This is a genomic window from Nocardioides marmoraquaticus (genome assembly GCF_054777915.1).
The window spans coordinates 101,431-125,843 of record NZ_BAAHAA010000010.1; the positions used below are offsets into that span (position 1 = coordinate 101,431).

The 24,413-nt window shown below is 73.8% G+C and carries 26 protein-coding genes; 3 read left to right on the plus strand and 23 right to left on the minus strand.

What is annotated here, in order from left to right; all coding sequences use genetic code 11:
• Positions 1 to 309 precede the first annotated feature (309 nt).
• The 3 genes from ACYU8I_RS09890 to pyrH all read right to left on the minus strand — a co-directional run bounded on the left by ACYU8I_RS09890 (position 310) and on the right by pyrH (position 2,633).
• The gene (locus ACYU8I_RS09890; RefSeq protein WP_460840095.1) at positions 310 to 1,194 is read right to left on the minus strand and encodes a phosphatidate cytidylyltransferase; all 885 of its coding nucleotides are present in this window, start codon (positions 1,192 to 1,194) and stop codon (positions 310 to 312) included.
• Between the two features lie 75 nt (positions 1,195 to 1,269).
• Positions 1,270 to 1,824, minus strand: a complete 555-nt coding sequence (gene frr, locus ACYU8I_RS09895) for a ribosome recycling factor (protein ID WP_460840159.1) — start codon at positions 1,822 to 1,824, stop codon at positions 1,270 to 1,272.
• A 92-nt stretch (positions 1,825 to 1,916) separates the two neighbouring features.
• A complete protein-coding gene (gene pyrH / locus ACYU8I_RS09900) occupies positions 1,917 to 2,633 on the minus strand; it encodes a UMP kinase (protein ID WP_460840098.1) in 717 nt (238 codons plus the stop codon).
• A gap of 128 nt (positions 2,634 to 2,761) precedes the next feature.
• On the opposite strand from pyrH, the gene ACYU8I_RS09905 reads away from it, so the two are divergent.
• On the plus strand, positions 2,762 to 3,643 hold the full coding sequence (locus ACYU8I_RS09905; RefSeq protein WP_460840100.1) for an aminoglycoside phosphotransferase family protein: 882 nt from the start codon (positions 2,762 to 2,764) through the stop codon (positions 3,641 to 3,643).
• 61 nt (positions 3,644 to 3,704) lie between these two features.
• On the opposite strand, the gene tsf is transcribed toward ACYU8I_RS09905, so the two are convergent.
• Entirely contained in the window at positions 3,705 to 4,517 is an 813-nt protein-coding gene (gene tsf, locus ACYU8I_RS09910; protein ID WP_460840161.1) for a translation elongation factor Ts, read from the minus strand.
• 2 nt (positions 4,518 to 4,519) lie between these two features.
• Positions 4,520 to 5,530 carry a 30S ribosomal protein S2 gene (gene rpsB, locus ACYU8I_RS09915; protein ID WP_460840102.1) on the minus strand — a complete coding sequence of 337 codons (1,011 nt, stop codon included), beginning with the start codon at positions 5,528 to 5,530 and terminating at the stop codon, positions 4,520 to 4,522.
• A gap of 540 nt (positions 5,531 to 6,070) precedes the next feature.
• Here rpsB and ACYU8I_RS09920 point away from each other — a divergent pair.
• Positions 6,071 to 6,658 carry a murein hydrolase activator EnvC family protein gene (locus tag ACYU8I_RS09920; protein WP_460840105.1) on the plus strand — a complete coding sequence of 196 codons (588 nt, stop codon included), beginning with the start codon at positions 6,071 to 6,073 and terminating at the stop codon, positions 6,656 to 6,658.
• Between the two features lie 3 nt (positions 6,659 to 6,661).
• Here ACYU8I_RS09920 and ACYU8I_RS09925 read toward each other — a convergent pair whose 3' ends face one another.
• The 14 genes from ACYU8I_RS09925 to rpsP form a co-directional block, all read right to left on the minus strand.
• On the minus strand, positions 6,662 to 7,603 hold the full coding sequence (locus ACYU8I_RS09925; RefSeq protein WP_460840107.1) for a tyrosine recombinase XerC: 942 nt from the start codon (positions 7,601 to 7,603) through the stop codon (positions 6,662 to 6,664).
• A gap of 52 nt (positions 7,604 to 7,655) precedes the next feature.
• Positions 7,656 to 8,801 carry a DNA-processing protein DprA gene (gene dprA, locus ACYU8I_RS09930; RefSeq protein ID WP_460840109.1) on the minus strand — a complete coding sequence of 382 codons (1,146 nt, stop codon included), beginning with the start codon at positions 8,799 to 8,801 and terminating at the stop codon, positions 7,656 to 7,658.
• The gene (locus tag ACYU8I_RS09935; RefSeq protein WP_460840111.1) at positions 8,798 to 10,420 is read right to left on the minus strand and encodes a YifB family Mg chelatase-like AAA ATPase; all 1,623 of its coding nucleotides are present in this window, start codon (positions 10,418 to 10,420) and stop codon (positions 8,798 to 8,800) included. Before ACYU8I_RS09935 ends, dprA begins: the two co-directional genes overlap by 4 nt.
• A complete protein-coding gene (locus ACYU8I_RS09940) occupies positions 10,420 to 10,794 on the minus strand; it encodes a YraN family protein (RefSeq protein ID WP_460840113.1) in 375 nt (124 codons plus the stop codon). The genes ACYU8I_RS09935 and ACYU8I_RS09940 overlap by 1 nt, the downstream gene beginning before the upstream one ends.
• A gap of 119 nt (positions 10,795 to 10,913) precedes the next feature.
• Positions 10,914 to 12,890, minus strand: coding sequence for a pilus assembly protein TadG-related protein (locus tag ACYU8I_RS09945; protein WP_460840115.1), 1,977 nt, complete (start codon positions 12,888 to 12,890; stop codon positions 10,914 to 10,916).
• Positions 12,887 to 13,525, minus strand: coding sequence for a TadE/TadG family type IV pilus assembly protein (locus ACYU8I_RS09950; RefSeq protein ID WP_460840117.1), 639 nt, complete (start codon positions 13,523 to 13,525; stop codon positions 12,887 to 12,889). The genes ACYU8I_RS09945 and ACYU8I_RS09950 overlap by 4 nt, the downstream gene beginning before the upstream one ends.
• 139 nt (positions 13,526 to 13,664) lie before the next feature.
• Positions 13,665 to 13,976: a DUF2469 domain-containing protein gene (locus tag ACYU8I_RS09955; protein WP_460840120.1), complete on the minus strand. Its 312-nt coding sequence runs from the start codon at positions 13,974 to 13,976 to the stop codon at positions 13,665 to 13,667.
• Positions 13,973 to 14,737, minus strand: a complete 765-nt coding sequence (locus ACYU8I_RS09960; RefSeq protein WP_460840122.1) for a ribonuclease HII — start codon at positions 14,735 to 14,737, stop codon at positions 13,973 to 13,975. Before ACYU8I_RS09960 ends, ACYU8I_RS09955 begins: the two co-directional genes overlap by 4 nt.
• Positions 14,734 to 15,477: a signal peptidase I gene (gene lepB / locus ACYU8I_RS09965; RefSeq protein WP_460840124.1), complete on the minus strand. Its 744-nt coding sequence runs from the start codon at positions 15,475 to 15,477 to the stop codon at positions 14,734 to 14,736. Before lepB ends, ACYU8I_RS09960 begins: the two co-directional genes overlap by 4 nt.
• Before the next feature lie 59 nt (positions 15,478 to 15,536).
• The gene (gene rplS / locus ACYU8I_RS09970; RefSeq protein ID WP_460840126.1) at positions 15,537 to 15,887 is read right to left on the minus strand and encodes a 50S ribosomal protein L19; all 351 of its coding nucleotides are present in this window, start codon (positions 15,885 to 15,887) and stop codon (positions 15,537 to 15,539) included.
• Positions 15,888 to 16,075: 188 nt separating this feature from the next.
• The gene (gene trmD / locus ACYU8I_RS09975; protein WP_460840128.1) at positions 16,076 to 17,251 is read right to left on the minus strand and encodes a tRNA (guanosine(37)-N1)-methyltransferase TrmD; all 1,176 of its coding nucleotides are present in this window, start codon (positions 17,249 to 17,251) and stop codon (positions 16,076 to 16,078) included.
• A 3-nt stretch (positions 17,252 to 17,254) separates the two neighbouring features.
• Positions 17,255 to 17,806, minus strand: coding sequence for a ribosome maturation factor RimM (gene rimM, locus ACYU8I_RS09980; protein ID WP_460840130.1), 552 nt, complete (start codon positions 17,804 to 17,806; stop codon positions 17,255 to 17,257).
• On the minus strand, positions 17,803 to 18,045 hold the full coding sequence (locus tag ACYU8I_RS09985; protein ID WP_460840132.1) for an RNA-binding protein: 243 nt from the start codon (positions 18,043 to 18,045) through the stop codon (positions 17,803 to 17,805). The genes rimM and ACYU8I_RS09985 overlap by 4 nt, the downstream gene beginning before the upstream one ends.
• A 4-nt stretch (positions 18,046 to 18,049) precedes the next feature.
• Positions 18,050 to 18,550, minus strand: coding sequence for a 30S ribosomal protein S16 (rpsP, locus tag ACYU8I_RS09990; RefSeq protein WP_460840134.1), 501 nt, complete (start codon positions 18,548 to 18,550; stop codon positions 18,050 to 18,052).
• 178 nt (positions 18,551 to 18,728) lie between these two features.
• On the opposite strand from rpsP, the gene ACYU8I_RS09995 reads away from it, so the two are divergent.
• The gene (locus ACYU8I_RS09995; protein WP_460840136.1) at positions 18,729 to 19,337 is read left to right on the plus strand and encodes a hypothetical protein; all 609 of its coding nucleotides are present in this window, start codon (positions 18,729 to 18,731) and stop codon (positions 19,335 to 19,337) included.
• Here the strand turns inward: ACYU8I_RS09995 and ACYU8I_RS10000 are convergent.
• From ACYU8I_RS10000 to ACYU8I_RS10015, 4 genes are all read right to left on the minus strand, one after another.
• Positions 19,312 to 20,124 carry a putative protein N(5)-glutamine methyltransferase gene (locus ACYU8I_RS10000; protein ID WP_460840138.1) on the minus strand — a complete coding sequence of 271 codons (813 nt, stop codon included), beginning with the start codon at positions 20,122 to 20,124 and terminating at the stop codon, positions 19,312 to 19,314. The genes ACYU8I_RS09995 and ACYU8I_RS10000 overlap by 26 nt on opposite strands.
• A gap of 11 nt (positions 20,125 to 20,135) precedes the next feature.
• Positions 20,136 to 21,209: an amidohydrolase family protein gene (locus tag ACYU8I_RS10005; protein ID WP_460840141.1), complete on the minus strand. Its 1,074-nt coding sequence runs from the start codon at positions 21,207 to 21,209 to the stop codon at positions 20,136 to 20,138.
• A 72-nt stretch (positions 21,210 to 21,281) separates the two neighbouring features.
• Positions 21,282 to 22,841 carry a signal recognition particle protein gene (gene ffh / locus ACYU8I_RS10010; protein ID WP_460840144.1) on the minus strand — a complete coding sequence of 520 codons (1,560 nt, stop codon included), beginning with the start codon at positions 22,839 to 22,841 and terminating at the stop codon, positions 21,282 to 21,284.
• An 89-nt stretch (positions 22,842 to 22,930) separates the two neighbouring features.
• The coding region (locus ACYU8I_RS10015) for an HD domain-containing protein (protein WP_460840146.1) at positions 22,931 to 24,413 on the minus strand (1,483 nt) is incomplete at its 5' end.

Here is a 24,413-nt window from a genome sequence, read left to right on the forward strand (position 1 = left end):
CGCCCTTCGTGACGCCCGCTCGTCCCTCGCGGGCTCCTCAGGGAGCGGCACCGGAACCGCCGCGAGCGCCCCGCTCCCCTGAGGTGCGGGCTCACCTGCCCCGCTCCCTGAGGTGCGAGCGCAGCGAGCCACGAAGGGGGCGACACCCCGCGCCCTTCGTGACGCCCGCTCGTCCCTCGCGGGCTCCTCAGGGAGCGGCACCGGAACCGCCGCGAGCGCCCCGCTCCCCTGAGGTGCGGGCTCACCTACCCCGCTCCCTGAGGTGCGAGCGCAGCGAGCCACGAAGGGGGCGGCACCCGGAGGTCGTCGCTAGAACACGGCGTAGTGCAGCAGCAGCCAGATCGGGGCGACGGTGGCGAGGAGGGAGTCGAGCCGGTCCATCAGGCCGCCATGGCCGGGGATGACCTGACTCATGTCCTTGATGCCGAGGTCGCGCTTCATGACCGACTCGCACAGGTCACCCAGCGTCGCCATGACGACGGCGATGAGGCCGAGCGGGATGCCGAGCCACCAGGCGGCGTCGTCGAGCAGGAAGACCATGAGCAGCACGCCGGTCACGACGCACGCGACCGCGGAGCCGGCGAAGCCCTCCCACGACTTCTTCGGCGAGATCACCGGCGCCATCGGGTGCTTGCCGAACAGCACGCCCGCGATGTAGCCGCCGATGTCGGAGGCGATGGTGACGACGATGAAGGTGACGATCGCCTTGACGCCGTCGCTGCCGTCCTCGGCGAGCAACAGCGCCACGAAGGAGCCGAGGAACGGCACGTAGATCAGCGTGAAGACCGACGCGGTGGCGTTCTTGACGTAGTCGTCGACCCCCCGGCGCAGCAGCCACAGCATGGTCACCAGGGCGGTGACGGCGGTGGCCGTCACCAGCGGCCCCGTGCCCTCGTAGTAGGCGAGCACGACCATCACCGAGCCGCCGACCATCAGCGGCTCCTGCGGGATGTCGATGCCGCGCGACTGCAGCCCGCGGTGCAGCTCCCAGACCGCGACCAGCACCGCGGCGACCACGATGAGCATGAACAGCGGCTTGTAGAACACCAGCGAGGCGACGATCGCGACGCCGAGCCCGACGCCGGAGCCGATGGCCGCGGGCAGGTTGCGACCGGCCCGGCTGGCCTTGGGGGCGGGCGCCGCAGCGGGCGCAGCGCCGGGCGCGGCAGCCACGCCGTGCACGGGGTCGTGCACGGGGTCGGACGGCGGGCGTCCCGAGGGCCCCGGGGGTGTGGTGTCGGCCATGGGCGTCGGCGCGGCTCGGGGTCCTCAGACCTCGAGCAGCTCGGCCTCCTTGGCCTTGAGCATCTCGTCGATCTGGTCGGTGTGCTTCTTGGTGGTCGCGTCGAGACGCTTCTCGGCGCCGGTGACGTCGTCCTTGCCGACCTCGCCGTCCTTCTCCAGCTTCTCCAGCGCCTGCTTGGCGGTACGCCGCACGCTGCGCACCGAGACGCGGCCGTCCTCGGCCTTGGCGCGGGCGACCTTGATGAACTCCTTGCGGCGCTCCTCGGTCAGGTCGGGGAAGACGCAGCGGATCTGGCGGCCGTCGTTGGAGGGGTTGACGCCGAGGTCGGAGTCGCGGATGGAGCGCTCGATGGCGCCGAGCGCGCCCACGTCGTACGGCTGCACCAGGATCACGCGCGCCTCGGGCGAGCTGAAGCCGGCGAGCTGCATCAGCGGGGTCTGGGTGCCGTAGTAGTCGGCGGTCAGCTTGCTGAACATCGACGGGTGCGCGCGACCGGCCCGGATCGCCGCGAACTCCTCACGGGTGGCGTCGACCGCCTTTCCCATCTTCTGCTCGGCGTCGTTGAGCGTCTGGCTGATCGTCACGGGTGGGTCTCCTCCTGCGTGCTGCGGACTCCCCCTGTCGGGGACGTGCGTGGGGGTCGGGGCGGGTCGGCGGACCCGTGGGGGTGCTAGGCGCCGGCGCTGACCAACGTGCCGATCTTCTCACCCTCGACGACACGCAGGATGTTCCCCGCCGGAGTCATGCCGAAGACGATCATCGGCAGGCCGTTCTCCATGCACAGCGCGAAGGCGGTCGCGTCGGCGACCTTGAGGCCCCGTTGCAGCGCCTCGGAGAACGACAGCTCCTCGTACTTGGTGGCGTCGGGGTGGGTGCGCGGGTCGGCGTCGTAGACCCCGTCGACGCCGTTCTTGCCCATCAGCACCACCTCGCACTTGGTCTCCAGCGCCCGCTGGGCGGCGACCGTGTCGGTGGAGAAGTAGGGCAGGCCGGCGCCGGCGCCGAAGATGACGACGCGGCCCTTCTCGAGGTGGCGGATGGCGCGGCGCGGGATGTAGGGCTCCGCGACCTGGCCCATCGTGATGGCGGTCTGCACGCGGGTCTCGACGCCCTCCTTCTCGAGGAAGTCCTGCAGCGCCAGGCAGTTCATGACGATGCCGAGCATGCCCATGTAGTCGGCGCGAGCGCGGTCCATGCCGGCCTGCTGCAGCTCGGCGCCGCGGAAGAAGTTGCCACCGCCGGTGACGATGGCGACCTGCGTGCCGGCGCGCTGCAGCTCGGCGACCTCCTGCGCGATGCCGCGCACGACGTCGATGTCGACGCCGACCGAGCCGCCGCCGAACACCTCGCCCGAGAGCTTGAGCAGAACCCGCTTGTACGCCGTCATCCGATGCCCCGTCCCGTCGCCTGTCGGTCGATCCGGGCCGCCCGGCGACCCCGGCCGAACCTACCCGCCCGCCGCCTCGCGCAGAAACCCGGTTGCGGCCCGGCCCGTCACGCCCGAGGGTCGGGCGGGTGACCACCTCGCCCGGCCCCGCCGACGGCCGTGCCGGCATCGACGCCGCCCTGGTACGCCGCCTCGTCGCCGAGCAGCACCCGCGGTGGGCCGACCTGCCGGTGGCACCTGTCCCCCGCGACGGGCACGACAACCGCACCTACCGGCTCGGCGACGAGCTGGTGGTGCGCCTGCCCACCGCCGACGGCTACGCCCCCTCGGTCGCGAAGGAGCACACCTGGCTCCCCGTGCTCGCCCCTCACCTGCCGGTGGCGGTGCCCGAGCCGGTGGCGCTCGGCGAGCCGTCGGCGCTGTTCCCCCGCCCCTGGTCGGTACGCCGCTGGATCCCCGGCGAGGCCCTCGACCGGGCGTCGGTTCCCCAGCAGCTGCTCGCGCGCGACCTCGCCGACACCCTGGTCGCCCTGCGCGGCGTCGACGCCGCAGGCGGTCCGCCGGCGGGGGTCGACACCTTCCACCGCGGCGGCTCGCTGTCGGCGTACGACGCGGAGGTGCGGGCCGCCGACGAGCGGTTGGCGGCCGGCGGCCTGCAGGTGTGGGAGGAGGCGCTGTCGAGCCACTGGGACCGGGATCCGGTGTGGTTCCACGGCGACGTGGCCGTCGGCAACCTGCTGGTGCGTGACGGCCGGCTCCGCGCACTCATCGACTTCGGCACCTTCGGCACCGGCGACCCCGCGTGCGACCTCGTGATCGCGTGGACCCACCTGCACGACGGGCCTCGGGACGCCTTCCGCGAGCGGGTCGGGCTCGACGACGCCACCTGGGCGCGGGCGCGGGGCTGGGCGCTGTGGAAGGCCCTCGTGACCGTCGCCCCCGGCCACGGCGACGCCGACGAGCAGCGGCGCCAACGTCGTGCCCTCGACCTGCTGCTCAGCGGGGCATGACACGACGAGGGGCGCCGTCCTCGCGGACGACGCCCCTCGTGGGTGCTGCGGGACCAGGCGCTCAGGCGCCGACCTCGAAGCGCGCGAAGCGCTTGACGGTGACGCCGGCGTCGGCGAGCACCGCCTTGACGGTCTTCTTGCTCTCGGAGACCGACGGCTGCTCGAGCAGCACGACCTCCTTGAAGAAGCCCTGCAGACGCCCCTCGGCGATCCGCTCGATGACCTGCTCCGGCTTGCCCTCCTCGCGCGCGGTGGCGGCGCCGATCTCGCGCTCCTTCTCGACGAGGTCGGCCGGCACCTCCTCGCGGGTGAGGTACTGCGGCTTCATCGCGGCGATCTGCATGGCCACGCCACGAGCGGCGTCGGCGTCGCCGCCGTCGTACTCGACCAGCACGCCCACGGCGGGCGGCAGGTCGGCGGCGCGCTTGTGCAGGTAGGTGACCGACTGGCCGTCGAAGTAGGCGACGTCGCCCAGCTCGATCTTCTCGCCGATGGTGACCGCGAGGTCCTCGACGACCTGGCCGACGGTCTTGCCGTCGAGCTCGACCGCCTTGAGGGCGTCGACGTCGGCCGCCTGGGCGGCGTCGGCCGCCGCGGCGATCTTCTGGGCCGCGGCGATGAAGTCGTCGTTCTTGGCGACGAAGTCGGTCTCGCTCTTGAGCTCGACCAGGGCGCCGCCGGCGTTGGCGACCAGCCCGGAGGTGGCCTCGCGCTCGGCGCCGCGCTTGGCGGCCTTGGCGGCACCCTTGACCCGCAGCACCTCGACGGCCTTGTCGAAGTCACCGTCGGTCTCGGTGAGCGCCTTCTTGCTGTCCATCATGCCCGCGCCGGTGAGGTCGCGGAGCTTCTTGACGTCGGCGGCGGTGATCGCCACGCTCACGCCTCCTTGTTCTCGTCGGTGGACTCGGTCTCGGCAGCCTCGGGGGCAGCCGCGGCGGCCTCGGGAGCAGCCTCGGCGGCGGGCTCCTCGGTGCTGCCGGCGGCGGCGTCGGCGGACGGCGCAGCCTCGGTGGCCTCGGCGGCGGGCGCCTCGGTGGCCTCGCTGGAGGCGCCGGTCGCCTCGGCGGCCGGGGTCTCCTCGGTGGCGGCGTCGCCACCGGTGGCGGCCACGGCGGCCTGGTCGGCCTCGCCCTGGAGCAGGTCGCGCTCCCAGTCGGCCAGCGGCTCGGCCGACGCGTCGTCGCCACCGCGGGCGCCGGAGCGGGAGATGAGCCCGTCGGCCACGGCGTCGGCGATGACGCGGGTCAGCAGCGAGACGGCGCGGATGGCGTCGTCGTTGCCCGGGATCGGGAAGTCGACCTCGTCGGGGTCGCAGTTGGTGTCGAGGATGCCGATGATCGGGATCCGCAGCTTGCGGGCCTCCTCGACCGCCAGGTGCTCCTTCTTGGTGTCGACGATCCAGACCGCGCTCGGGGTGCGGCTCATGTCGCGGATGCCGCCGAGGGTCTTGTCGAGCTTGTCGCGCTCCCGCTTCATCTGCAGGAGCTCCTTCTTGGTGCGACCGGAGCCCGCCACGTCGTCGAAGTCGACGTCGTCGAGCTCCTTGAGGCGGTTGATCCGCTGGTGCACGGTCTGGAAGTTCGTCAGCATGCCGCCCAGCCAGCGCTGGTTGACGAAGGGCATGCCCACGCGGGTCGCCTGCTCGGCGATCGCCTCCTGGGCCTGCTTCTTGGTGCCGACGAACATGATCGTGCCGCCCTTGGAGACGGTGTCCTTGATGAACGCGTACGACGCGTCGATGTAGGACAGCGACTGCTGCAGGTCGATGATGTAGATGCCGTTGCGCTCGGTCATGATGAAGCGCTTCATCTTGGGGTTCCACCGGCGGGTCTGGTGCCCGAAGTGGACGCCGCTCTCGAGGAGCTGGCGCATGGTGACGACTGCCATCTGCTTCTTCCCGTGTCGAGACTCCCGGCGCGCGCACGCGTCGGAGGTCGTTGTCTTCAGTTGCCGCAGGTGCCCCCACGCCGTGGTGGGGGGGTGTCCTGCCCTGGCGTCCGTGCGAGCGACCCGCCCCGCTGCGGCGTGGTGCCGCGACGGGGACCGTCGGGTGCTCGCCCACGTGGCCACGAGGAGCGGGACTCCTCGTGCGCGGTCACGGGCGCGCGAAGTCAGCCCGAGGTGGGCTGCTGGAGCCAGTGTAGGCCGGGCGCGCTGCCCCCACCAATCCGCGCCGTCGTCCCCGGCCCGGCACCTGGGCTGGTCGAGGTACCCGACCCCCCGGCCTGGGCTGGTCGAGGTGCCCGCGCCCCCGGCGAGGGCCTCGAGACCCCCGCACCCGAGGCAGGCGCCCACCTCGCCGGGTCTTGCGGCTCGTCGCCGGCGGGGACGCACCACGGGCGTCCACAGGCCCCGCTGACCGGGCGTCGTCCACAGCCGGCCCCCGGGCGTACGCCGCCGTACCCCGCGCGGACGCAGGGTGGCGGGGTGCCTCGCGCCCTGCTCCCCGCCCTCGTCGTCGCCGCCGTCCTCGCGCTCGTGCTCCCGCTGCCGGCGGGCAGCGCGGCTCCCGACCCCGGACCGGTGCCGGTCGGCGAGGGAGCGTGGCCCCTCCAGCCGCGGCCACGCGTCGTGACCGGTTTCGACCCACCCGACGAGCGCTGGGGGCGCGGGCACCGCGGCGTCGACCTGGCGGGGCGACCGGGAGTCCCGGTGCGGAGCGCCCTGCCCGGCCGGGTGGCGTACGTCGGCACCATCGCCGGTGTCCCCGTGGTCAGCGTGCAGCACGGGCCACTGCGCACCACCTACCAGCCGGTGGTCGCCTCGGTGGCGGTCGGCGACCGGGTCGCTCGCGGCGGCGTGCTCGGACGCCTGGTGCGCGCGGGGAGCCACTGCTTCCCCGGGGCCTGCCTGCACTGGGGTCTCAAGCAGGGGCCCGACTACCTCGACCCGCTGCTGCTCGTCGGCGGCGGTCCGGTGCGGCTGCTGCCGCTCGACGGCTCGGCGACGGCACCGTCGGCGCGCACCGGCGTGCTGCCCACGCGGGTCGCCCCGTTGCCCCCCGGCGTCGCCTGACCCTCAGGCGCGGGGGTGGCCCTGGCGGTACGCCGCTCGCAGCCGCTCGCTGCTGACGTGCGTGTAGACCTGCGTCGTGGCGAGCGAGGCGTGCCCGAGCAGCTCCTGCACCGTCCGCAGGTCGGCCCCGCCCTCGAGCAGGTGGGTCGCGGCGGTGTGCCGGAGGCCGTGAGGCCCGAGGTCGGGCGCGTGCGGCACCTCGGCGACGCGGTCGTGCACCATCGCGCGCACCACGCGGGCGTCGACGCGACGTCCACGGGCGCCCAGGAAGAGCGCTCCCCCCGCACCTGGGACGAGCAGCTCCGGTCTCACCCGGAGCCAGCGGTCGAGCGCCCGCGCGGCGGGGACGCCGTACGGCACGGTGCGCTCCTTGCGCCCCTTGCCGAGCACCCGCACGACCCGACGCTCGTGGTCGAGGTCGTCGACGTCGAGGCCGCACAGCTCGCCGACCCGGATGCCGGTGGCGTAGAGCAGCTCGAGCACCGCGACGTCGCGCAGCCCGACCGCGCTGCCGTCGTCGGCGCGTGCGGCAGCGGCCTCGAGCAGCGCCCGGGCCTCGCCGGCGCTGAGCGCGGCCGGCAGGGGACGCGTGCGCTTGGGCGACCCGAGCGAGGCGCCCGGGTCGGCGGCGATCCGGCCGGTGCGGTGCGCCCAGGCGGTGAAGACCCGGACGGCCGTCGCCCGACGTGCCAGCGTGGTGCGGGCCCGGCCCCGGGTCTGCTGGTTGGCCAGCCAGCTGCGCAGCGTGCGCAGCTCGAGGTCGTCGAGCCGCGTCGCCCCCATCCGGGCGGCGTGCTCGAGCATGCCGGTCAGGTCACCGAGGTAGGCGCGCACCGTGTGGGGCGTGAGGTCGCGCTCGGCGACGAGGTGGCGCTCGTACGCCCCCAGCACCTGCGCGAACGCCTCGGGCAACACCTCGCCCTCGACGTCTGCCCGCTCCACCACCTCGTCACGGTAGGACGCGCGGGCCCGGCCGACCGGGAGGCGGGCCGGGACACTAGTGGGACGTGCCCACCTCGTCGCCCTGGCGCCACTCGCCGCTGGCGTGCTCGACGAAGCCGAGGCGGTGCAGGGCGGCGAGGGCGCGATCGGCAGCGGCGCGGCTGACCCCGGCCGTGGCGGCGATGCTGGCGGTCGGCGCCCACCGCACCAGCGGCACCGCCTCGAGCACCACCGCCTGATCGGGCGGCAGCCGGTCGCGGGGGCGCTCGGGCTCGCGGAGCTCCTCCGGCAGGTGCGCACCCATGGGGCCGACCACCTCGAGCACCTCCTCGCCGCGGGTCACGAGCACCGCGTCGCGGGTGCGCAGCATCTGGTGCACCCCCTGGGACTGGGCGCTGGTGACGGGGCCGGGCACCCCCATGAGCACCCGCCCCAGCCCGCTGGTCCAGCTCGCGGTGTTGAGCGCGCCGCTGCGCGCCGCCGCCTCGACGACCACGGTGCCGCGTGCCAGCGCCGCGATGAGGCGGTTGCGCACCAGGAACCGTGGCCGCGTCGGGGGCAGGCCGGGCGCCACCTCCGACACCACGAGGGCGGTGGCCGCGAGGTGCTCGATCATGGCGGTGTGGGCCCGCGGGTAGGCCCGGTCGGCGCCACAGGCGAGCACCGCGACGGTCGTGCCCCGGGCGGCGACCGCACCCCGATGGGCGGCGTAGTCGATCCCGAAGGCGGCGCCGGAGATGGTCGTCCAGCCCTCGCGGGCGAGCGTGCCGACGACCTCGGCCGTGACCGCGTCGCCGTACGACGAGGACGAGCGGGAGCCGACGACGGCCACGGCCCGCTCGACGGCTTCGTCGAGCCGCAGCGGGCCTCGGCACCACAGGCCGACCGGCACGCCGCCGCGGTCCTGCTGCGGCGGGCAGCGGGCGAGGTCGTCGAGCACACCCGGCCACTCGTCGTCGCCAGGCACCACGAAGCGCATCCCGGCCGCCGCCGCCCGCTCCAGCACGACGGCCGGGTCGACCGCCGTCATCCGCGCGACGTAGGAGTCGGCGGCCTGCTGCCCGGGCTGCTCGGTCAGCATCCGCAGCAGCGCCTCGGCGCCGAACCGGGCGACGTTGTCGGTCAGCCGCGGCAGGCCGGCCTCGCCACCCACCGAGACCCGCACCCGGGCAAGACGCTCCCGCTCCGACGGGGCGCTCATGCCGGCACCCGGGTGCCGGGGCGACGATAGGAGGCCGACAGGAGCGGCTGGCCGCGGCGCAGGCGCAGCGCCACCTCGAGGTCGTCGTCGCCGGGCCGGACCCGCCCGGCGAGGTCGGCCAGGGTCCAGGCGACCCGGTGCACCCGCACCGCGCCGCGACGGGTGAGCCGACCGCGCAGCACGACGTCCTCGAGCCGGGCCGTGGCCGACGGCGTCATCGGCTGCTCGTCCCGCAGCCACGGCCCGGGGGCGTGTGCGTTGAGGCGCCACGACAGGCCCTCGTGCCGGCGCGCCTGCCGCAGCCGTGCCTCGGTGACCCGGGCGCGCACCGTCGCGGTGTCCTCGACCGGCTCGAACGGCACGGGGGCGTCGGACCCGCTCGGCAGCGGCTCGACGAAGCGGGTGATGTCGATGCGGTCGGCGATCGGGCCGGAGATCTTCGCGCGGTAGTCGCGACGCACCTGCTCCGAGCAGGTGCAGCGGCCCGTCGGGGCGTGGGGGTGGTACTCGCCGCAGCGGCACGGGTTGCAGGCGAACACCAGCATCGAGCGGGCCGGGAAGACGGCGTCCTCCTCGCCCCGCGCGATCGAGATCTCGCCGGTCTCGAGCGGCTCGCGCAGCGCCTCGATGACGTCGGTCGGGAACAGCGGGAACTCGTCGAGGAAGAGCACCCCCAGGTGGGCCCGGCTGACCTCGCCGGGGCGGACCCGACCGGTGCCGCCGCCGAGCAGTCCGCTGCGCGACGCCGAGTGGTGCGGCGAGCGGTACGGCGGCCGCACGATCCGCTTGGACCCGGCGGCGAGCACGCCGCTCAGCGAGTGCACGGCGGTCAGCTCGAGCGACTCCTGCGGATCGAGGTCGGGCAGCAGCCCGGGGATCCGCTCGGCGATGGTGGTCTTGCCCGAGCCCTTGGGGCCGGTGAGCATCACGTGGTGGCCGCCCGCGGCGGCCACCTCGACGGCGAAGCGGGTGTCGGGGATGCCGAGCACGTCGCGGAGGTCGTGCTCCTCCATGCGGTCGTCGCCGCGCCACGACAGCAACGGCGCGCCGGTCACGGGCTCGACCGGCGGTGCCTCGGGCACGGGCTCGCCCGCCATCAGCGCGACGACCTGCCCGAGCGAGCGGACGCCGAGCACCTCGAGGTCCTCGACCATGCGCGCCTCGTCGACCTGTGGCTCCGGCACCAGCACGCGGCGCACGCCGCGGGCGTGGGCGGCCATCACCATCGGCAGCACCCCCGGCACGCAGCGCACCCGGCCGTCGAGGGTGAGCTCGCCGATCATCACGACCTCGCGCAGGGCCGCGGTCGGGATGCTGCCGTCGGCGGCCGCCAGCACGGCGCAGGCGATGGCCAGATCGAAGTGCGAGCCGCGCTTGGGCAGGTCGGCGGGCGACAACGAGATCGTGACGCGCTTGGTGTTGGGCCAGCGGCGCCGCTCGGACTCGAACACGGTGTTGCCGACCGCTGCCTTGCAGCGGTCGCGGGCCTCGTTGATCGACACGTCGCCCCGTCCGACGAGCACGGTCGCGACCACGCCGTCGGACAGGTCGGCCTGCACGTCGACGAGGTGGCCGACGGTGCCCTGCAGCGCGACGGTGCGGGTGGTGCCGACCGACATCAGGCCACGCCCCGCAGGTGGGTGACCGTGGGCCGCCCGGGCCCCGACAGCAGCACGCCGACCACGTCGACGCGCAGCTCGCGCTGCGCGAGGTCGTGGGCTGCCAGCCAGCGGGTGCCGAGGTGGCGCAGCCGCTCGGCCTTGACGTCGCCGACGGCCTCGACGGGGTGCCCCCCGACGGCGCGGCTGCGGGTCTTGACCTCGCAGACCACGACGACGTCGCCGTCGGCACGTCGCTCGATGAGGACGAGGTCGACCTCACCGAGGTCGCAGCGCCAGTTGCGGTCGACCACGGTGAGGCCGGTCTCGGACAGGTGCCGGGCGGCGACGCGCTCGCCGTAGCGGCCGAGGCTCTTGTTGCGGGCAGCGGACATGGCGCCATCCCAGCCCGCACGGCCGCGTCGTGGGGCGGGCGCGAGAGATCCTGTGGACGACACGCCGCGGGGTGCCGCCTGTGGACGCCGAGGGTGCGTCGCAGAGCGGTCCCCGGCGGTCAGTCGATCAGCCGGACCGGGTCGCCCTCGATCGTCGCGTTCCAGGTCGTGAAGTCACGGACCTGACCCTTGAGCTTGACCTCGACCTTGAACCAGCAGCCGGAGCTCGAGGCGTCGTTGCACCGGTACTTGGAGTGGATCGGGATGTCGATGCGTTGCACACGGCCGTTGTTCTTCTGGTTCGTGACGGTGAACAAGCAGCTCTTCGAGCTCAGGCCCGCCCCTGCGTTGCCCCCGCTGGAGCGGCACCCGTCCTTCGGCCACGGGTCGCTCCTCACCTCGGCCGGGATCTCGGTGTCGTTCGGCAGGCGGATCTGCACGGTGCCCTCGTCGCCGTCGGTGTCGGCCGCGTCGAAGAAGAAGAAGGTGATGTAGCGACCCGCCGAGCCCGAGGGCACCCTGATCAGGTTGAACGAGGTCGGGGTCGTGGCCTGGTTGCTCGAGTTGACGAAGATCGGCATCCGTTCGTACCCGGCGACCGACAGCCGCTGCCGGTCCGTGTTGCTGCCTCCCACCGGGACCGCGCGGATGCCGAAGGTGTTGTTGCCGTCGCCCGTCTCGGAGTTCGGCTGCGCCGACCACACCGTGGCGTCTCCGTCGGACACCAGTGACGACCAGCCGCTCGTGTTCGCCTTCTGCTTGGACGTCACGAAGGCCACGTTCGTGCGCACCTGCAGGTAGTAGTCCCCCGCCACGGTGGGCGTGAACTGGCACATCTGGGTCCAGTTGTGGAATCCCTGGGCGACCTGGTCGTTGTAGGCGCTGTCGCCCTTCTTCAGGATGCGCTTCTGGTTGGCGTCGGAGTACCCCGCGAGGTCGAACGGGCGGTACTGCTTCACGCAGCCGGCCCCGCTCATCACCGACCCCTTGAGGGGGTTCTTCGTCTCGGTCGGGGTCCGGAGCGCGAAGGAGGTCGTGAAGCCCATGGAGCTGGAGGACGCGCGTCCCCCGGCACGAGCATCACCGTTGCAGTACGGCGCCTGGGTCGCGGACAGCGAGGTGCTGCTGCTCGAGTACCGGTTCTTCCCGTCGGTCGTGACGTAGTCGTTCATGTTGTTGTCGAAGGACGAGGCCGGCGCCAGCCCCGAGCACGTGTAGTCACCGCTGTTGACGAACGCGGGGTCGTAGAGCTGCAGGCTGATCGGCTTCGCGCTCCCGGTCGACGGGATGTACTCGGGCGCGACCCTGACCACCCAGAAGTGACCGTGCTTGCCGCCGCGCCCCGTGGACGGGTCGTACTCCGCGTTGCGGCTCGTCGCGGCGCAGACGTCGACCAGGGTGACGGCGTCGCAGTAACGGTTCATGTAGCGGTCACCGTTCTGCTTGTTGGTGTCGACGCCCTGGATGCCCGCCCAGAACTGCGGGGCACTGGTGTCGCAGTTCGACAACCCCGACGCCCGGGCGGAGGAGGCCGCCACCGTCGATCCCGAACGGGGTTGCGGACTGCTCGATCCGGCACCGGCACCGGGCTCGTTGCCGAAGGTGTTGCACGGGCTGCCCATGGGCGCGGGACCCTGGTAGTCCGCGACGGCCGTCTGCCCGATCCGCGTGCGGTCGACGCCGATGACCTGCCCGAACTGGTTCGCGCGGGTGGCGACGATGCTGACCTTGAGCTCGGTGGACCGGTCGGTCGTCGACACCGACACCTCCGCGGCCTGGGCACCCTGCGGACAGGCCGAGGCCGGCAGCTGGGTCCCGCAGAACCCGTTCTGCGCCGCCACCTCGAGGGCCCGGGCGCGAGCCGCGTCGAGGTCCTGCGGGAGGTACGGCACCCCTGCCAGGGCGGCCGCGTCGGCGGCGCGCTGCGCGTCCTCGCGGGTGACGTACCAGAAGCCGGTGTCGACGGCGATGGCGAGCAGCGCCACCAGCACCGCGCTGACGAAGGCGGCGCCGACAGCGAGGGCGAAGCCCTCCTCACCCCGTCGGCGACGAGGACGCAGCACGAGGAGCCGCCGCAGCGGCGTCGGCGCGGTCACGGCGTCGTCCGGAGCCGTTGGCCGCAGGTCTCGTAGGGCAGTGGCTCGAAGCGCATCACCGCACGACTGCCCATCGTGATGCCGTCGCCGAAGAACCCGGTCACCGGCCGGCTGTCGGCGTTGAGGTAGACGCCGACGCTGTCGAGGGGGGACGTCGCCGTCCCCGGGAAGCACGCGCTGATCCTCGCGGAGTCCCAGTAGCCCGAGCGCCACCGGAAGCCGTTGGCGGCGGCGTCCCAGACGAACATGACGCAGTTGGCGATCCCCCGGCAGCTGGTCGGCATCGCGGAGCCGGCCGCCTGGGTCCCCGGCATGCCGCTGGCGTTGGCCTTGTACACGAGGAGGTAGTTGATCTGGTCGGGAGCCATGGCCGACCCGGCGTGCTGCACGGCGTCCGCGGCCATCTGGGCGAGCTGCGGGGTCGTGCTGGGGGCGCACGGGGGCAGGTCGGCGTCGCCGATGCCGCAGGAGGTGCTCAGCGCGTCGCCGTCACCCGCGCCGGTGGAGGCGATCCTCACCCCGGTCCGGCTCAGCGACGAGACGCTGGCGTAGTCGCGGACCGCGAACGCCGTCTCGACCAGGGCGAGCAGGATCCCCGCGAGGAGCATCACCACCAGGGCAGCCTCGACCGCCACGGCACCGCTCTCGTCGCGGCGACGCGATCCTCGGCGCAGCGGGGGACGCACCGGTGACCACCGTCCTTCCAGGTCACCGACGACGGTAGGAGGCAATCAGTCCGAAATGGGGCGTTTCGACAAAATCGTCCTCAGATGCTCAGGACTTGGGGGGCTCCATGTCGGCCTGGGCGAGCTCCTCGACGTTGACGTCCTTGAAGGTGAGCACCTTGACGTTCTTGGCCAGCCGCCGCGCGGGGCGGTACATGTCCCACACCCAGGCGTCGGTCATGGTGACCTCGAAGAACACCTCGCCGGTCTCGCTGCGCGCCTTCACGTCGACCTGGTTGCACAGGTAGAAGCGGCGGTCGGTCTCGACGACGTACTTGAAGATGCCGACCACGTCGCGGTACTCGCGGTAGAGGTCGAGCTCCATCTCGGTCTCGTAGCGTTCGAGGTCCTCGGCGCTCATCTGCTCACCTCGTGCAGCTGGGGGACGGACGCCCGCATCGTCGCAGCCCCGCGGTCGGGGGCCGCGAGCAGGTCGAGCAGAGGGTCGAGGGCCAGCGGCTCGGGGTCGACCATCCCGGCGGCCCGTCGCACGTTGACGAAGCGCATCCGGTGCTCGGGGCACGGCCCGTGCTGCGCCAGGGCCGCCGCGTGCTCGTCGGTGATGTAGCCCTTGTGGGTGCGGAAGTCGTAGGCCGGGAAGTCGTCGTGCAGCTCGCGCATGAGCCGGTCGCGGGTCACCTTCGCGACGACCGAGGCGGCGGCGATGCACGCGGCCACCCGGTCGCCCTTCCACACCGCGAGGCCCGGCACGCCGAGGCCGTCGACGGGGAAGCCGTCGGTCAGCACGTACGCCGGCCTCGTCGCGAGGCGGGCGAGGGCCCGGCGCAGCGCCTCGATGTTGGCGACGTGCATGCCGAGCCGGTCGCACTCGCCGGGCGGCACCACGACGACCGACCAGGCCAGTGCCCGGCGGACCACCTGCGCGTAGCAGCGCTCGCGCGCGGCGGGCGTGAGCAGCTTGGAGTCCGCGAGCTCGGGCACCTGGCCGGCGCGACCGTCGGGCAGCACCACGGCGGCGGCGACCAGGGGCCCGGCACAGGCTCCGCGGCCCGCCTCGTCGACGCCCGCGACGGGCGCGAGGCCGACACGACGCAGGGCACGCTCGTAGCCGTGCAGGCCCGCGTCGCGACGCACGGTCGCACCCCGCGGGAGCGTGGTCACCCGCGACCCTCCCCCGCACCCGCTGAGGGGGCGGGCACGCCGTCGAACACCCCCGGACGGTGGATGATCTCGGCGCGGTCCCACGGCCACACGAGGGCGAAGACCTTGCCGACGACGAGGTCGTCGTCGACGAAGCCGCCCCCCGGGCCGCCCGTGTGGGCGCGGGAGTCGGCGGAGAACGGGCGGTTGTCGCCCATCACCCACAGGTAGCCGTCGGGCACGGTCTTGTCGAAGGGCTCGTCGGAGGGCGCCACGCCCTCCGGCAGGTAGGCGCGCTCGTCGAGCGGGTCGCCGTTGACCGTGATGCGGCCGTCGCCGTCGCAGCACACGATCCGGTCACCGCCGACGGCCATCACCCGCTTCACCAGGTGCCCGCCCGTCGGGTAGAGACCGACCTGCTCGAGCAGCTGGGTGAAGGCGTTGGTCGCGCCGCCGGTGTCGGCGGCACCCAGCCACCCACCGGGGTCCTGGAAGACCACGAGTTCGCCCCGCTGGGGCGACCCGCCGCCCCAGTAGGACACCTTCTGCACCAGGATCCGGTCGTTCTCGACGAACTGCGGCTCCATCGAGGGCGACGGGATGTAGAACGCCTGGAGGAACAGCGCCTTGATCACGACGGCCAGGGCCAGGGCGATGCCCAGGAGGACGATCGACTCGAGCCAGAGCGGCATCGGCTTCTTGTCCGCTCGCCCGCGGCGACCGGGTCGACCACGGGTGGCTGTCTCGTCGACGTCGGTCACGCCGCGAGCCTACGTCGCACGGACATGCGCGGGACCCCGAGTCCTGGAGGCGGGCCCGCTCAGGCCTCGCGGCGCTCCTTGATCTTGGCCGCCTTGCCCCGCAGGTTGCGCAGGTAGTAGAGCTTCGCGCGACGCACGTCACCGCGGGTGACGACCTCGATCTTCTCGAAGATGGGCGAGTGCAGCGGGAAGGTGCGCTCGACGCCGACGCCGAAGGAGACCTTGCGGACGGTGAAGGTGCGGCCGAGGCCGGAGCCCTGCACCTTGATGACCACGCCCTGGAAGACCTGGACGCGCGAGCGGTTGCCCTCGACGACCTTGACGTGCACCTTGACGGTGTCGCCGGCGCGGAAGGCGGGGTTGTCGTCGCGCAGCTGGTCGGAGCTGAGCGTGTCGATGACGTTGGTCATGGTCTCTCCTCGGGGCTGCCACAGGTCAGCCGCGGCATCGCGGTGAAGGTCAGGACGGGCCGCGGCGGTGCCGATGAGGGCCGGTCCGGTCGTTCCCCCTGTGGCAGGAGACCGGGCCGCGCGGGCCAAGGGGTGATTCTGCCACGGCGCCCGATCCCCCGGCCAATCGAGCGGCCGGTCGAGCGGTCTCAGCGCCGCTTGGTCAGCGTCACTGCCCCGTCGGGCGCCGGCAGGTCGCGACGCAGGCGGTAGCCGGCCCGGCGGTAGCGCCGCAGGTTGGACTCCGAGCGGGCGCCGGTGACGAGCCGGAAGCCGGTCGCCTCGGGCGGCGCCGCCTGCTCCGCGGCGCCGAGCAGCAGCCGTCCCAGCCCGCGCCCGCGCAGGTCGGGAGCGACCATCAGCCGGCCGACCTCCCAGGTGTGCCCGTCGGGCTCCAGCCGGCCGCGCACCGCGCCGACCAGCCGTCCCTCCGCGCGCAGCACCAGCGTCGACCAGTCCCCCAGCCACGCCACCACGTCGTCGAGCGACTCGTGCAGCGGCGGGATGAGCACCTCGGGGTTGGCCTGCTGCTCGGTCACCCAGCAGGCCAGCTGCAGCGTGAGCAGCTCGCCCGCGTCGGCCCGGCGGGCGCCCCGGAGATCAGCCCGGAGGTCGGCCCCGACCTCGCCCACCTCGACCACGGCGGCGGGGTGCAGCAGGTCGGGCCGCACCCGCGCCGTACGACGCTGCGCCTCGCGGTGGCGCCACGCGGCGATCGCGGCGTGGTCGCCGGAGAGCAGGACCGCCGGCACCTCCAGCCCGCGCCACGCCGCCGGCTTGGTGTAGACGGGGGCCTCGAGCAGGCCGGCGTTGTGCGACTCCTCGGCCAGCGAGGCGGCGTTGCCCATGAAGCCGGGCAGCAGCCGGCACACGGCCTCGAGGACGACCAGGGCGGCGACCTCGCCGCCGTTGAGGACGTAGTCGCCGATCGAGACCTCGCGCACCTCGAGCCGGCGCGCGGCGTCGTCGGCGACCCGCTGGTCGATGCCCTCGTAGCGGCCGCAGGCCACCACCAGGTGCTGGCGGTTGGCGAGCTCGGCGGCCAGCGCCTGGGTGAGCGGCTCGCCGGCCGGGGTCGGGACCAGCAGGGTCACGCCGTCCGGGGCCAGCTCGTCGAGCGCCTCGCCCCACGGCTCGGGCTTCATGACCATGCCCGCGCCACCACCGGCCGGGGTGTCGTCGACGGTGCGGTGACGGTCGTGGGTCCAGCCGCGCAGGTCGTGCACCCCGACCTCGAGCACGCCGGTGCGCTGCGCCTTGCCGAGCAGCGACAGGCCCAGCGGGGCGAGGTAGTCGGGGAAGATCGAGACGACGTCGACGCGCACGGCTCAGGCCTGCTCGTCGGGCGGTGCCAGCAGGCCTGGTCGGTCGTCGACCACGACTCGACCCGCCACGAGGTCGACCTCGGGCACGAGGGCCTGGACGAAGGGGAACAGCACCTCGCCGGCCGGGGTGTCGATGACGAGGAGGTCCTGCGCCGCGGGGTGGTCGACCCGCGCCACGCGACCGACCTCGTCGCCGTCGGTGGTGACCACGAGGAGCCCGAGCAGCTGGTGGTCGTAGAACTCCTCGGGGTCGTCGGGCCGCTCGGTGGCGTCGACGTCGGCCTCGAGCAGCACGCCGTTGAGGGCCTCGGCCGCCGTCCGGTCGCCCACCTCCTCGAAGGTGACCAGCAGCCGGCCCTGGTGGGTGCGGCTGGCGGCCACGGTCAGCGTGCGCTCGCCCGCACGTACGACGGCCCCGACGGCGAATCGCCGTCGGGGCTCGTCGGTGCGGGGCTGGACGGCCACGTCACCACGGATGCCGTGGGCGCGACCGGCACGACCGACCACGACCCGCTCCACGGCGGGGCCGGGGTCGCCCGGTCCTGCGGGGCTCATCGCCTCCGGTCGACGTCGACGAAGTCGACGCGGGCACCGCCCGGGCCGGCCAGCGAGCCGATCACCGTGCGGAAGGCGGTCGCCGTCCGGCCACCGCGCCCGATCACCTTGCCGAGGTCGGAGGGGTGCACCCGAACCTCGAGCACCGAGCCGCGTCGCAGCTGCTTGTCGCTCACCACGACGTCGTCGGGGTGCTCGACGATGCCGCGCACGAGGTGCTCGAGGGCGTCGGCCAGCACCGGGTCAGGCCTTCTCGGTCGACTCGGTCGACTCGCTGGCCTCGGCGGCGGGCGCCTCGGCCGGGGTCTCGGCCGGGGTCTCGGCGGGGGTCTCCTCGGCGGCGGGCGCCTCGGCCTTCGCGGAGGCCTTCTTCTTGGTCACGGCCTCGGCCTTGGGGGCGTTGGCGGCGTCCTTGAGCGCCTCGTTGAAGATCTCGGTCTTGTCGCGCTTGGCCTCGCGGGTGCGCAGGGTGCCCTCGGCACCCGGCAGGCCCTTGTACTTCTGCCAGTCGCCGGTGACCTTGAGGATGGCCTCGACGGCCTCGGTCGGCTGCGCGCCGACACCGAGCCAGTACTGCGCGCGGTCGGAGACCACGTCGATGAAGGAGGGCTCCTCCTTGGGGTGGTACTTGCCGATCTCCTCGATCACGCGGCCGTCCCGCTTCTTGCGGGAGTCGACGACGACGACCCGGTAGTACGGCTGGCGGATCTTGCCCATGCGCTTGAGGCGAATCTTGACGGCCACGAGTGTGGTGTCTCCTTGGATGTCTGCGTGGTGGTGGGACGCCGCGCCCGTGTGGGGACGGGGGCCGCGTGGTCCGATGGCGTGCACCGCCCGGTTGAGAGGGACCGGCAGCGCACGACTCAGCGAGCGATTCTGCCACGGGCGTGCCGGGTCGGCTAAATCGGTGCCACCATGCCGCATGGCCCAGCCGCCGTACCAGCCGCCGTACCCGCCTCCCCACCAGCCGCCCCCGCCCGGCCACCCGTCGGCGTACGCCGCCCGCCCGGCGAAGCCGCGGCCTCGACGGCGCTGGTTCGTGGTCGGGGCGCTGCTGCTCCTCGCGGCGGTCGTCACGTTCGGCGTCGGGCTCGCGACGACGATCGGCGGCGCCACGCAGACCGACGCCGTCGTCGACGCCACCTCGGGCGCGGTCGAGGTCGGCGTCGAGGTCGGTGCGGAGCGGATGCTCTACGTGCCCGAGTCCCTGCCACCCCCGGCCTGCCGGCTCACCGACGCCGAGGGACGTGACCTGCCGCTGCGGTCGTCGGCGCTCAGCACCACGGTCACGGCCGACGGCCGCACCTGGCTCGGGGTCGGCACCTTCACGAGCACGACCCCGGAGGTGAGCGTCGACTGCCAGGGCAGCGCCGAGGGGATCCCGGTACGCATCGGCGCCCCCCTCGGGGGCGGCTTCGTCGCGGGACTCCTGCTGACGATCCTCGGCCCGATGGTGCTCGGCCTCGCCGGGCTCGTCGTGCTCGTGGTGACCACGGTGCTGTGGTTCAGCCGTCCACCGCGGTCGGCCTGACCCCGCGCACGACCGTCGCCCCGAGGTCGGGCCGCTCGACCACCGTCGCGGCGAGCCCCGCCGCTGCGCACGCAGCCGACGTGCCGTCGACCAGCGCCCCGCTGGTCTCGACGAGGAGCACCCCGGCCGGCGACAGCCAGTCCGGAGCCGTCGCGGCGACCCTGCGGTGGAGGGCGAGCCCGTCGGACCCGCCGTCGAGGGCGACCCGGTGCTCGTGGTCACGGGCCTCGCGCGGCATCATCGCGAGCTCGGCAGTCGGCACGTACGGCGCGTTGACGGCGAGCGCGTCGACCCGCCCCAGCAGGCCCCGCGGGAGGGCGTCGTACAGGTCGCCCTCGTGCACCACCGCCAGGTTCAGCCGCGCGCACCCGACGGCGTCGGGGTCGACATCGGCGCCGTGCACCTCGACGTCGGGGCGCCGCGCCGCCACCGCCGCGCCGACCGCCCCGCTGCCGCAGCACAGGTCGACCAGCAGGCCGCCGTCGGGCAGCGCCTCGAGCGCGAGGTCGACCAGGGCGCCGGTACGGCGCCGCGGCACGAAGACCCCTGGCCGCAGCCGCACCCGCACCCCGGCGAAGTCGACGCCTCCCAGCAGCAGCTCGAGCGGCTCCCCCGCCTCGCGACGTGCCACCAGCGCCTCCAGCTCCTCGCCGTCGGCGACCCCGAGCAGCAGCCCAGCCTCCTCCTCGGCGAAGACGCACCCCGCCGCCCGCAGCCGGCCCACGAGCCGTTCCCGCCCTCCCTCACCCGTCGAGCCGCCCTCGCCGGTCGAGCCTGTCGCGACCATCCCGCGCAGGCTCAGGCGACGACCGCGCCTCGGAGCACCACCCGCGTGGGCCGGTGCAGCACGGTCAGGTCGGCGAGCGGGTCGGCGTCGTAGACCACGAAGTCGGCGGTGGTGCCCTCGCGCAGGTGGCCGTCGAGCCCCAGCCACTCGCGGGCACGCCAGCTCGCGGCGCCGAGCGCCGCCTCGGGGCTCATCCCCAGCCCGGCCAGGGCGACGACCTCCCCGGAGAGGTTGCCGTGGCGCGCCACCCCGCCGCCGTCGGAGCCGGCGTACAGCGCGACGCCGGCCTCGTGGGCGGCCATGATCGTGTCGCGCCGGCGGGCGTGCAGGTCGGTCATGGTGGCGGCGTAGTCGGGGAACTTCTCGGCCCCGGCCTCGGCGTACTGCGGGAACTTCTCCAGCTGCATCACCGTCGGCACCAGCGCGACACCGCGCTGCACCATCGAGGCGATCAGGTCCTGCGTCAGGCCGGTGCCGTGCTCGAGGCAGTCGATGCCGGCGTCGATGAGGCCGGGCAGCACCGCGGTGCCGAAGCAGTGCGCCGTCACCTTGGCGCCGTGCTCATGGGCGGCGGCGATGGCCGCGGCGAAGGCCTCCGGCGGGAACGACGGCGTCAGGTCGCCGTCCTCGCGGCTGATCCAGTCACCGACGAGCTTGACCCAGCCGTCGCCCCGCTGCGCCTCCCGGGCGGCGTACGACGCCAGCTCCTCGGGCTCGACCTCGTGGGCGTAGCCGCGGATGTAGCGCTTGGTGCGGGCCAGGTGGCGCCCCGCCCGGACCAGCCGCGGCAGGTCGTCGCGCTCGTGGATCCAGCTGGTGTCGGCCGCCGACCCGCAGTCGCGGATCAGCAGCGCCCCGCCGTCACGGTCGGCGACCGCCTGCTGCTCGGTCTCCTCCTGCGACACCGCCCCGCCGTCGTCGAGGCCGAGGTGGCAGTGGGCGTCGACCAGCCCCGGCACGATCCAGCCCTCCGCGACCGTCTCGGCGCCCGACTGCTTCTCGTACGTGACGTGACCGTCGACCACGAACAGCTCGCGCACCTCGCCGTCGGGCAGGACCGGGCCGGCGTACCTGTGGACCGTCATGCCGCGGACGTTACCGCCGCGGATCACGGCCAGGTGGTGGCAGTGATCCGCGGCGCTGTGGACGGGCCGGAGCTACTTGAGGAACTTGGAGAGGTCACCGAGCTGGGAGAGGTCGACGTCGTCGTCCTTCTGCGACCCGCCGAGCCCGAAGGCCGAGCCGGGGGCTGCGGCGGGCTGCTCGGTGACCTGCTGGGCGCGCTTGGCGGGGTTGCCGGACTTGCGGGCGCCCTTGCCCTTCTTCTTCTGCGAAGCCTGACGGGCACCGGCCTTGCGTCCGCCGCCGGGCATCCCGGGCATGCCGCCCGGCATCCCGGGCATCCCCGGCATGCCGCCCCCGCGGGCCATCTGCTGCATCATCTTGCGGGCCTCGAAGAAGCGGTCGACGAGCGCGTTGACGTCGCTGACCTGTCGCCCCGAGCCCTTCGCGATGCGGGCGCGGCGCGAGCCGTCGATGATCTTGGGGTTGGCCCGCTCGGCGGGCGTCATCGACTGGATGATCGCCTGCACGCGATCGATCTCGCGCTCGTCGAAGTTCTCCAGCTGATCGCGGAACTGCCCCATGCCGGGGAGCATCCCGAGCATCTTCGACAGCGAGCCCATCTTGCGGACCTGCTGCATCTGCTCGAGGAAGTCGTCGAGGGTGAAGTCGCCGCCGGCGAGCTTGTCGGCGGCCTTGGCCGCCTGCTCGGCGTCGAAGGTGCGCTCGGCCTGCTCGATCAGGGTGAGCAGGTCACCCATGTCGAGGATGCGCGAGGCCATCCGGTCGGGGTGGAACAGGTCGAAGTCGCTGAGCTTCTCGCCGTTGGAGGCGAACATGACCGGCTTGCCGGTCATCTTCGCGATCGACAGCGCGGCACCGCCGCGGGCGTCGCCGTCGAGCTTGGTGAGCACGACCGCGTCGTATCCGACGCCGTCGAGGAAGGCCTGGGCCGTGACGACGGCGTCCTGGCCGATCATCGCGTCGACGACGAAGAGCACCTCGTCGGGCTGCACGGCGTCACGGATGTCGGCGGCCTGCTGCATCAGCTCGGCGTCGATGCCGAGCCGGCCCGCGGTGTCGACGACGACCACGTCGTGCAGGGTGCGGCGGGCCTCCTCGATGGCGCGCCGGGCGACCGACACCGGGTCGCCGACCCCGTTGCCCGGCTCGGGGGCGAAGACGGTGACGCCGGCCCGCTCGCCGTTGACCTGGAGCTGGTTGACCGCGTTGGGCCGCTGGAGGTCGGCGGCGACCAGCATCGGGCTGTTGCCCTGGCCCTTCAGCCACAGCGCCAGCTTGGCCGCCAGCGTCGTCTTGCCGGCGCCCTGGAGGCCGGCGAGCATGATGACCGTCGGCGCCGTCTTGGCGAACCGCAGTCGCCGCGTCTCGCCGCCGAGGATCGCGACGAGCTCCTCGTTGACGATCTTGACGACCTGCTGCGCCGGGTTGAGCGCACCGCTCACCTCGGCGCCGCGGGCCCGCTCCTTGACGGCGGCGATGAACTCCTTGACCACGGGCAGCGCGACGTCGGCCTCGAGCAGCGCGAGCCGGATCTCCCGGGCGGTGGCGTCGATGTCGGCCTCGGAGAGCCGACCCTTGCCCCGGAGGTTCTTGAAGGTGTCGGAGAGCCGGTCGGAGAGCGTGGCGAACAAGTTGGGGTGTCCCTCGTGCTGGGGTACGTCGGAGCGGGTCGCGCCGTCGGGGCGACCGAGGTCAGAGCCTAGCCCGGGGTGTGGGCCGCTCAGCCACCCGATCCACCGCCGTACGCCGCCACCAGGGCCTCCCGCACCGCGTGCGCGGCCTGGGCCGCCCGCTCCTCCGACAGCGCGCCGGCGAACTCCTCCTGGACGTAGAACACGTCGACCGCCTGCGGCCCGAGCGTCGAGACGTGGGCGGAGCGCACGGAGACCTCCATCGCGGCCAGGGTCGCGCACACGACGTGGATCAGGCCGGGCCGGTCGTCGCTGCGCACCTCGAGCACGGTGGCGCTCGGCGAGGCCTCGGGCCGCACCCCGACCGTGGGCTCGAGGCGTAGCGGCGCCCCGCGACCGGTGCGGCCGGTGACGTCGAGGCGGCCCTCGACGATGGCCTCGAGCCGCTGCCGCAGCAGCACCTCCTCGAGACCGCGCTCGGCGACCTCCCAGACCGACACGCCGTGGGTGGTGCCGTCGTGGTCCTGCGGCCAGGCGCGCAGCGCCCGCACCGAGACGCGCTGCAGGGCGATCATGGCGGCCGCGTCGGCGAGCAGTCCGATCCGGTCGCCCGAGACGACCGTGACGCGGGCGCCGTCGGCGTGGTCCTCGACGGTGACGCCCACGGCCCGCGGGTCGCGGCGCACCGCCTCGGGCACCGGGACCTCCTCGGTGACGTCGTCGGGCAGCGGCTCGTCGTCGAGCACGGCCGCCGCCCGGCGCACGAGGTCGCGCACCAGCCCGGCCCGCCAGCGCGTCCACGCCTTCTCCGAGGTGGCCAGCGCGTCGGCCTCGGTCAGCGCGGCGAGCAGCTCGAGCTCCTCGCGGTCGCGCAGCTTGTCGGTGACGACCGCGACGGTGGCCGGGTCGTCGGGGTCGCGGGTGGTCGCGGTCTCCGGCAGCAGCAGGTGCCATCGCACCAGGCCGCCGACGAGGTCGACCTCGCGGTCGTCGAAGCCGATCCGGCGCGCGACGGCCCGGGCGACCGGCTCCCCCGCGACGCAGTGCTCGGTCAGCCCGCCCTTGCCGATGTCGTGCAGCAGCGCGGCGACCACCAGCACGTCGGGCCGCGAGACCCGGCGGATCAGCCCCGCCGCGTTCACACAGGTCTCGATCATGTGGCGGTCGACGGTGAAGCGGTGCACCTCGGAGGCGTGCGGCAGCAGCCGCACCCGCTCCCACTCGGGCAGCACCAGCTCGAGCGCTCCGGTCTCCTCCAGCGTCTCCCAGACCGGTCGCAGGCCGGGTCCGGCGGCGAGCAGCCGTACCAGCAGGTCGCGCGCCTCGGCGGGCCACGGGTCGGGCAGCCGGACGCCGTCGCGCACCAGCCGCGACGCGGTGGTGGGCGCCAGCACCAGGTCGCGCTCGGCGGCCTCCGCGGCGGCGCGGAGCAGCAGCAGCGGGTCACTCGCCACCGGGGCCCCGCGGTCGAGCACGACCTCCTCGAACGACACCGCCACCCCCGGCGCGACCGGCCGCAGCTGCGGGCGTCGTACGCCGCTCCGGCCGGGCGCACGGCGGGCGGCGTACGAC

Excerpts from the sequence above, each read along its gene's own strand:
- ACYU8I_RS09935 (WP_460840111.1), bottom strand. The coding sequence starts at position 10,420 with ATGTCGGTCGGCACCACCCGCACCGTCGCGCTGCAGGGCACCGTCGGC.
- ACYU8I_RS10005 (WP_460840141.1), bottom strand. The coding sequence starts at position 21,209 with ATGACGGTCCACAGGTACGCCGGCCCGGTCCTGCCCGACGGCGAGGTG.
- rplS (WP_460840126.1), bottom strand. The coding sequence starts at position 15,887 with ATGACCAACGTCATCGACACGCTCAGCTCCGACCAGCTGCGCGACGAC.
- pyrH (WP_460840098.1), bottom strand. The coding sequence starts at position 2,633 with ATGACGGCGTACAAGCGGGTTCTGCTCAAGCTCTCGGGCGAGGTGTTC.
- rimM (WP_460840130.1), bottom strand. The coding sequence starts at position 17,806 with ATGAGCCCCGCAGGACCGGGCGACCCCGGCCCCGCCGTGGAGCGGGTC.
- rpsB (WP_460840102.1), bottom strand. The coding sequence starts at position 5,530 with ATGGCAGTCGTCACCATGCGCCAGCTCCTCGAGAGCGGCGTCCACTTC.
- ACYU8I_RS09940 (WP_460840113.1), bottom strand. The coding sequence starts at position 10,794 with ATGTCCGCTGCCCGCAACAAGAGCCTCGGCCGCTACGGCGAGCGCGTC.
- ACYU8I_RS10000 (WP_460840138.1), bottom strand. The coding sequence starts at position 20,124 with ATGGTCGCGACAGGCTCGACCGGCGAGGGCGGCTCGACGGGTGAGGGA.
- ACYU8I_RS09995 (WP_460840136.1), top strand. The coding sequence starts at position 18,729 with ATGGCCCAGCCGCCGTACCAGCCGCCGTACCCGCCTCCCCACCAGCCG.
- dprA (WP_460840109.1), bottom strand. The coding sequence starts at position 8,801 with ATGAGCGCCCCGTCGGAGCGGGAGCGTCTTGCCCGGGTGCGGGTCTCG.
- ACYU8I_RS09955 (WP_460840120.1), bottom strand. The coding sequence starts at position 13,976 with ATGAGCGCCGAGGACCTCGAACGCTACGAGACCGAGATGGAGCTCGAC.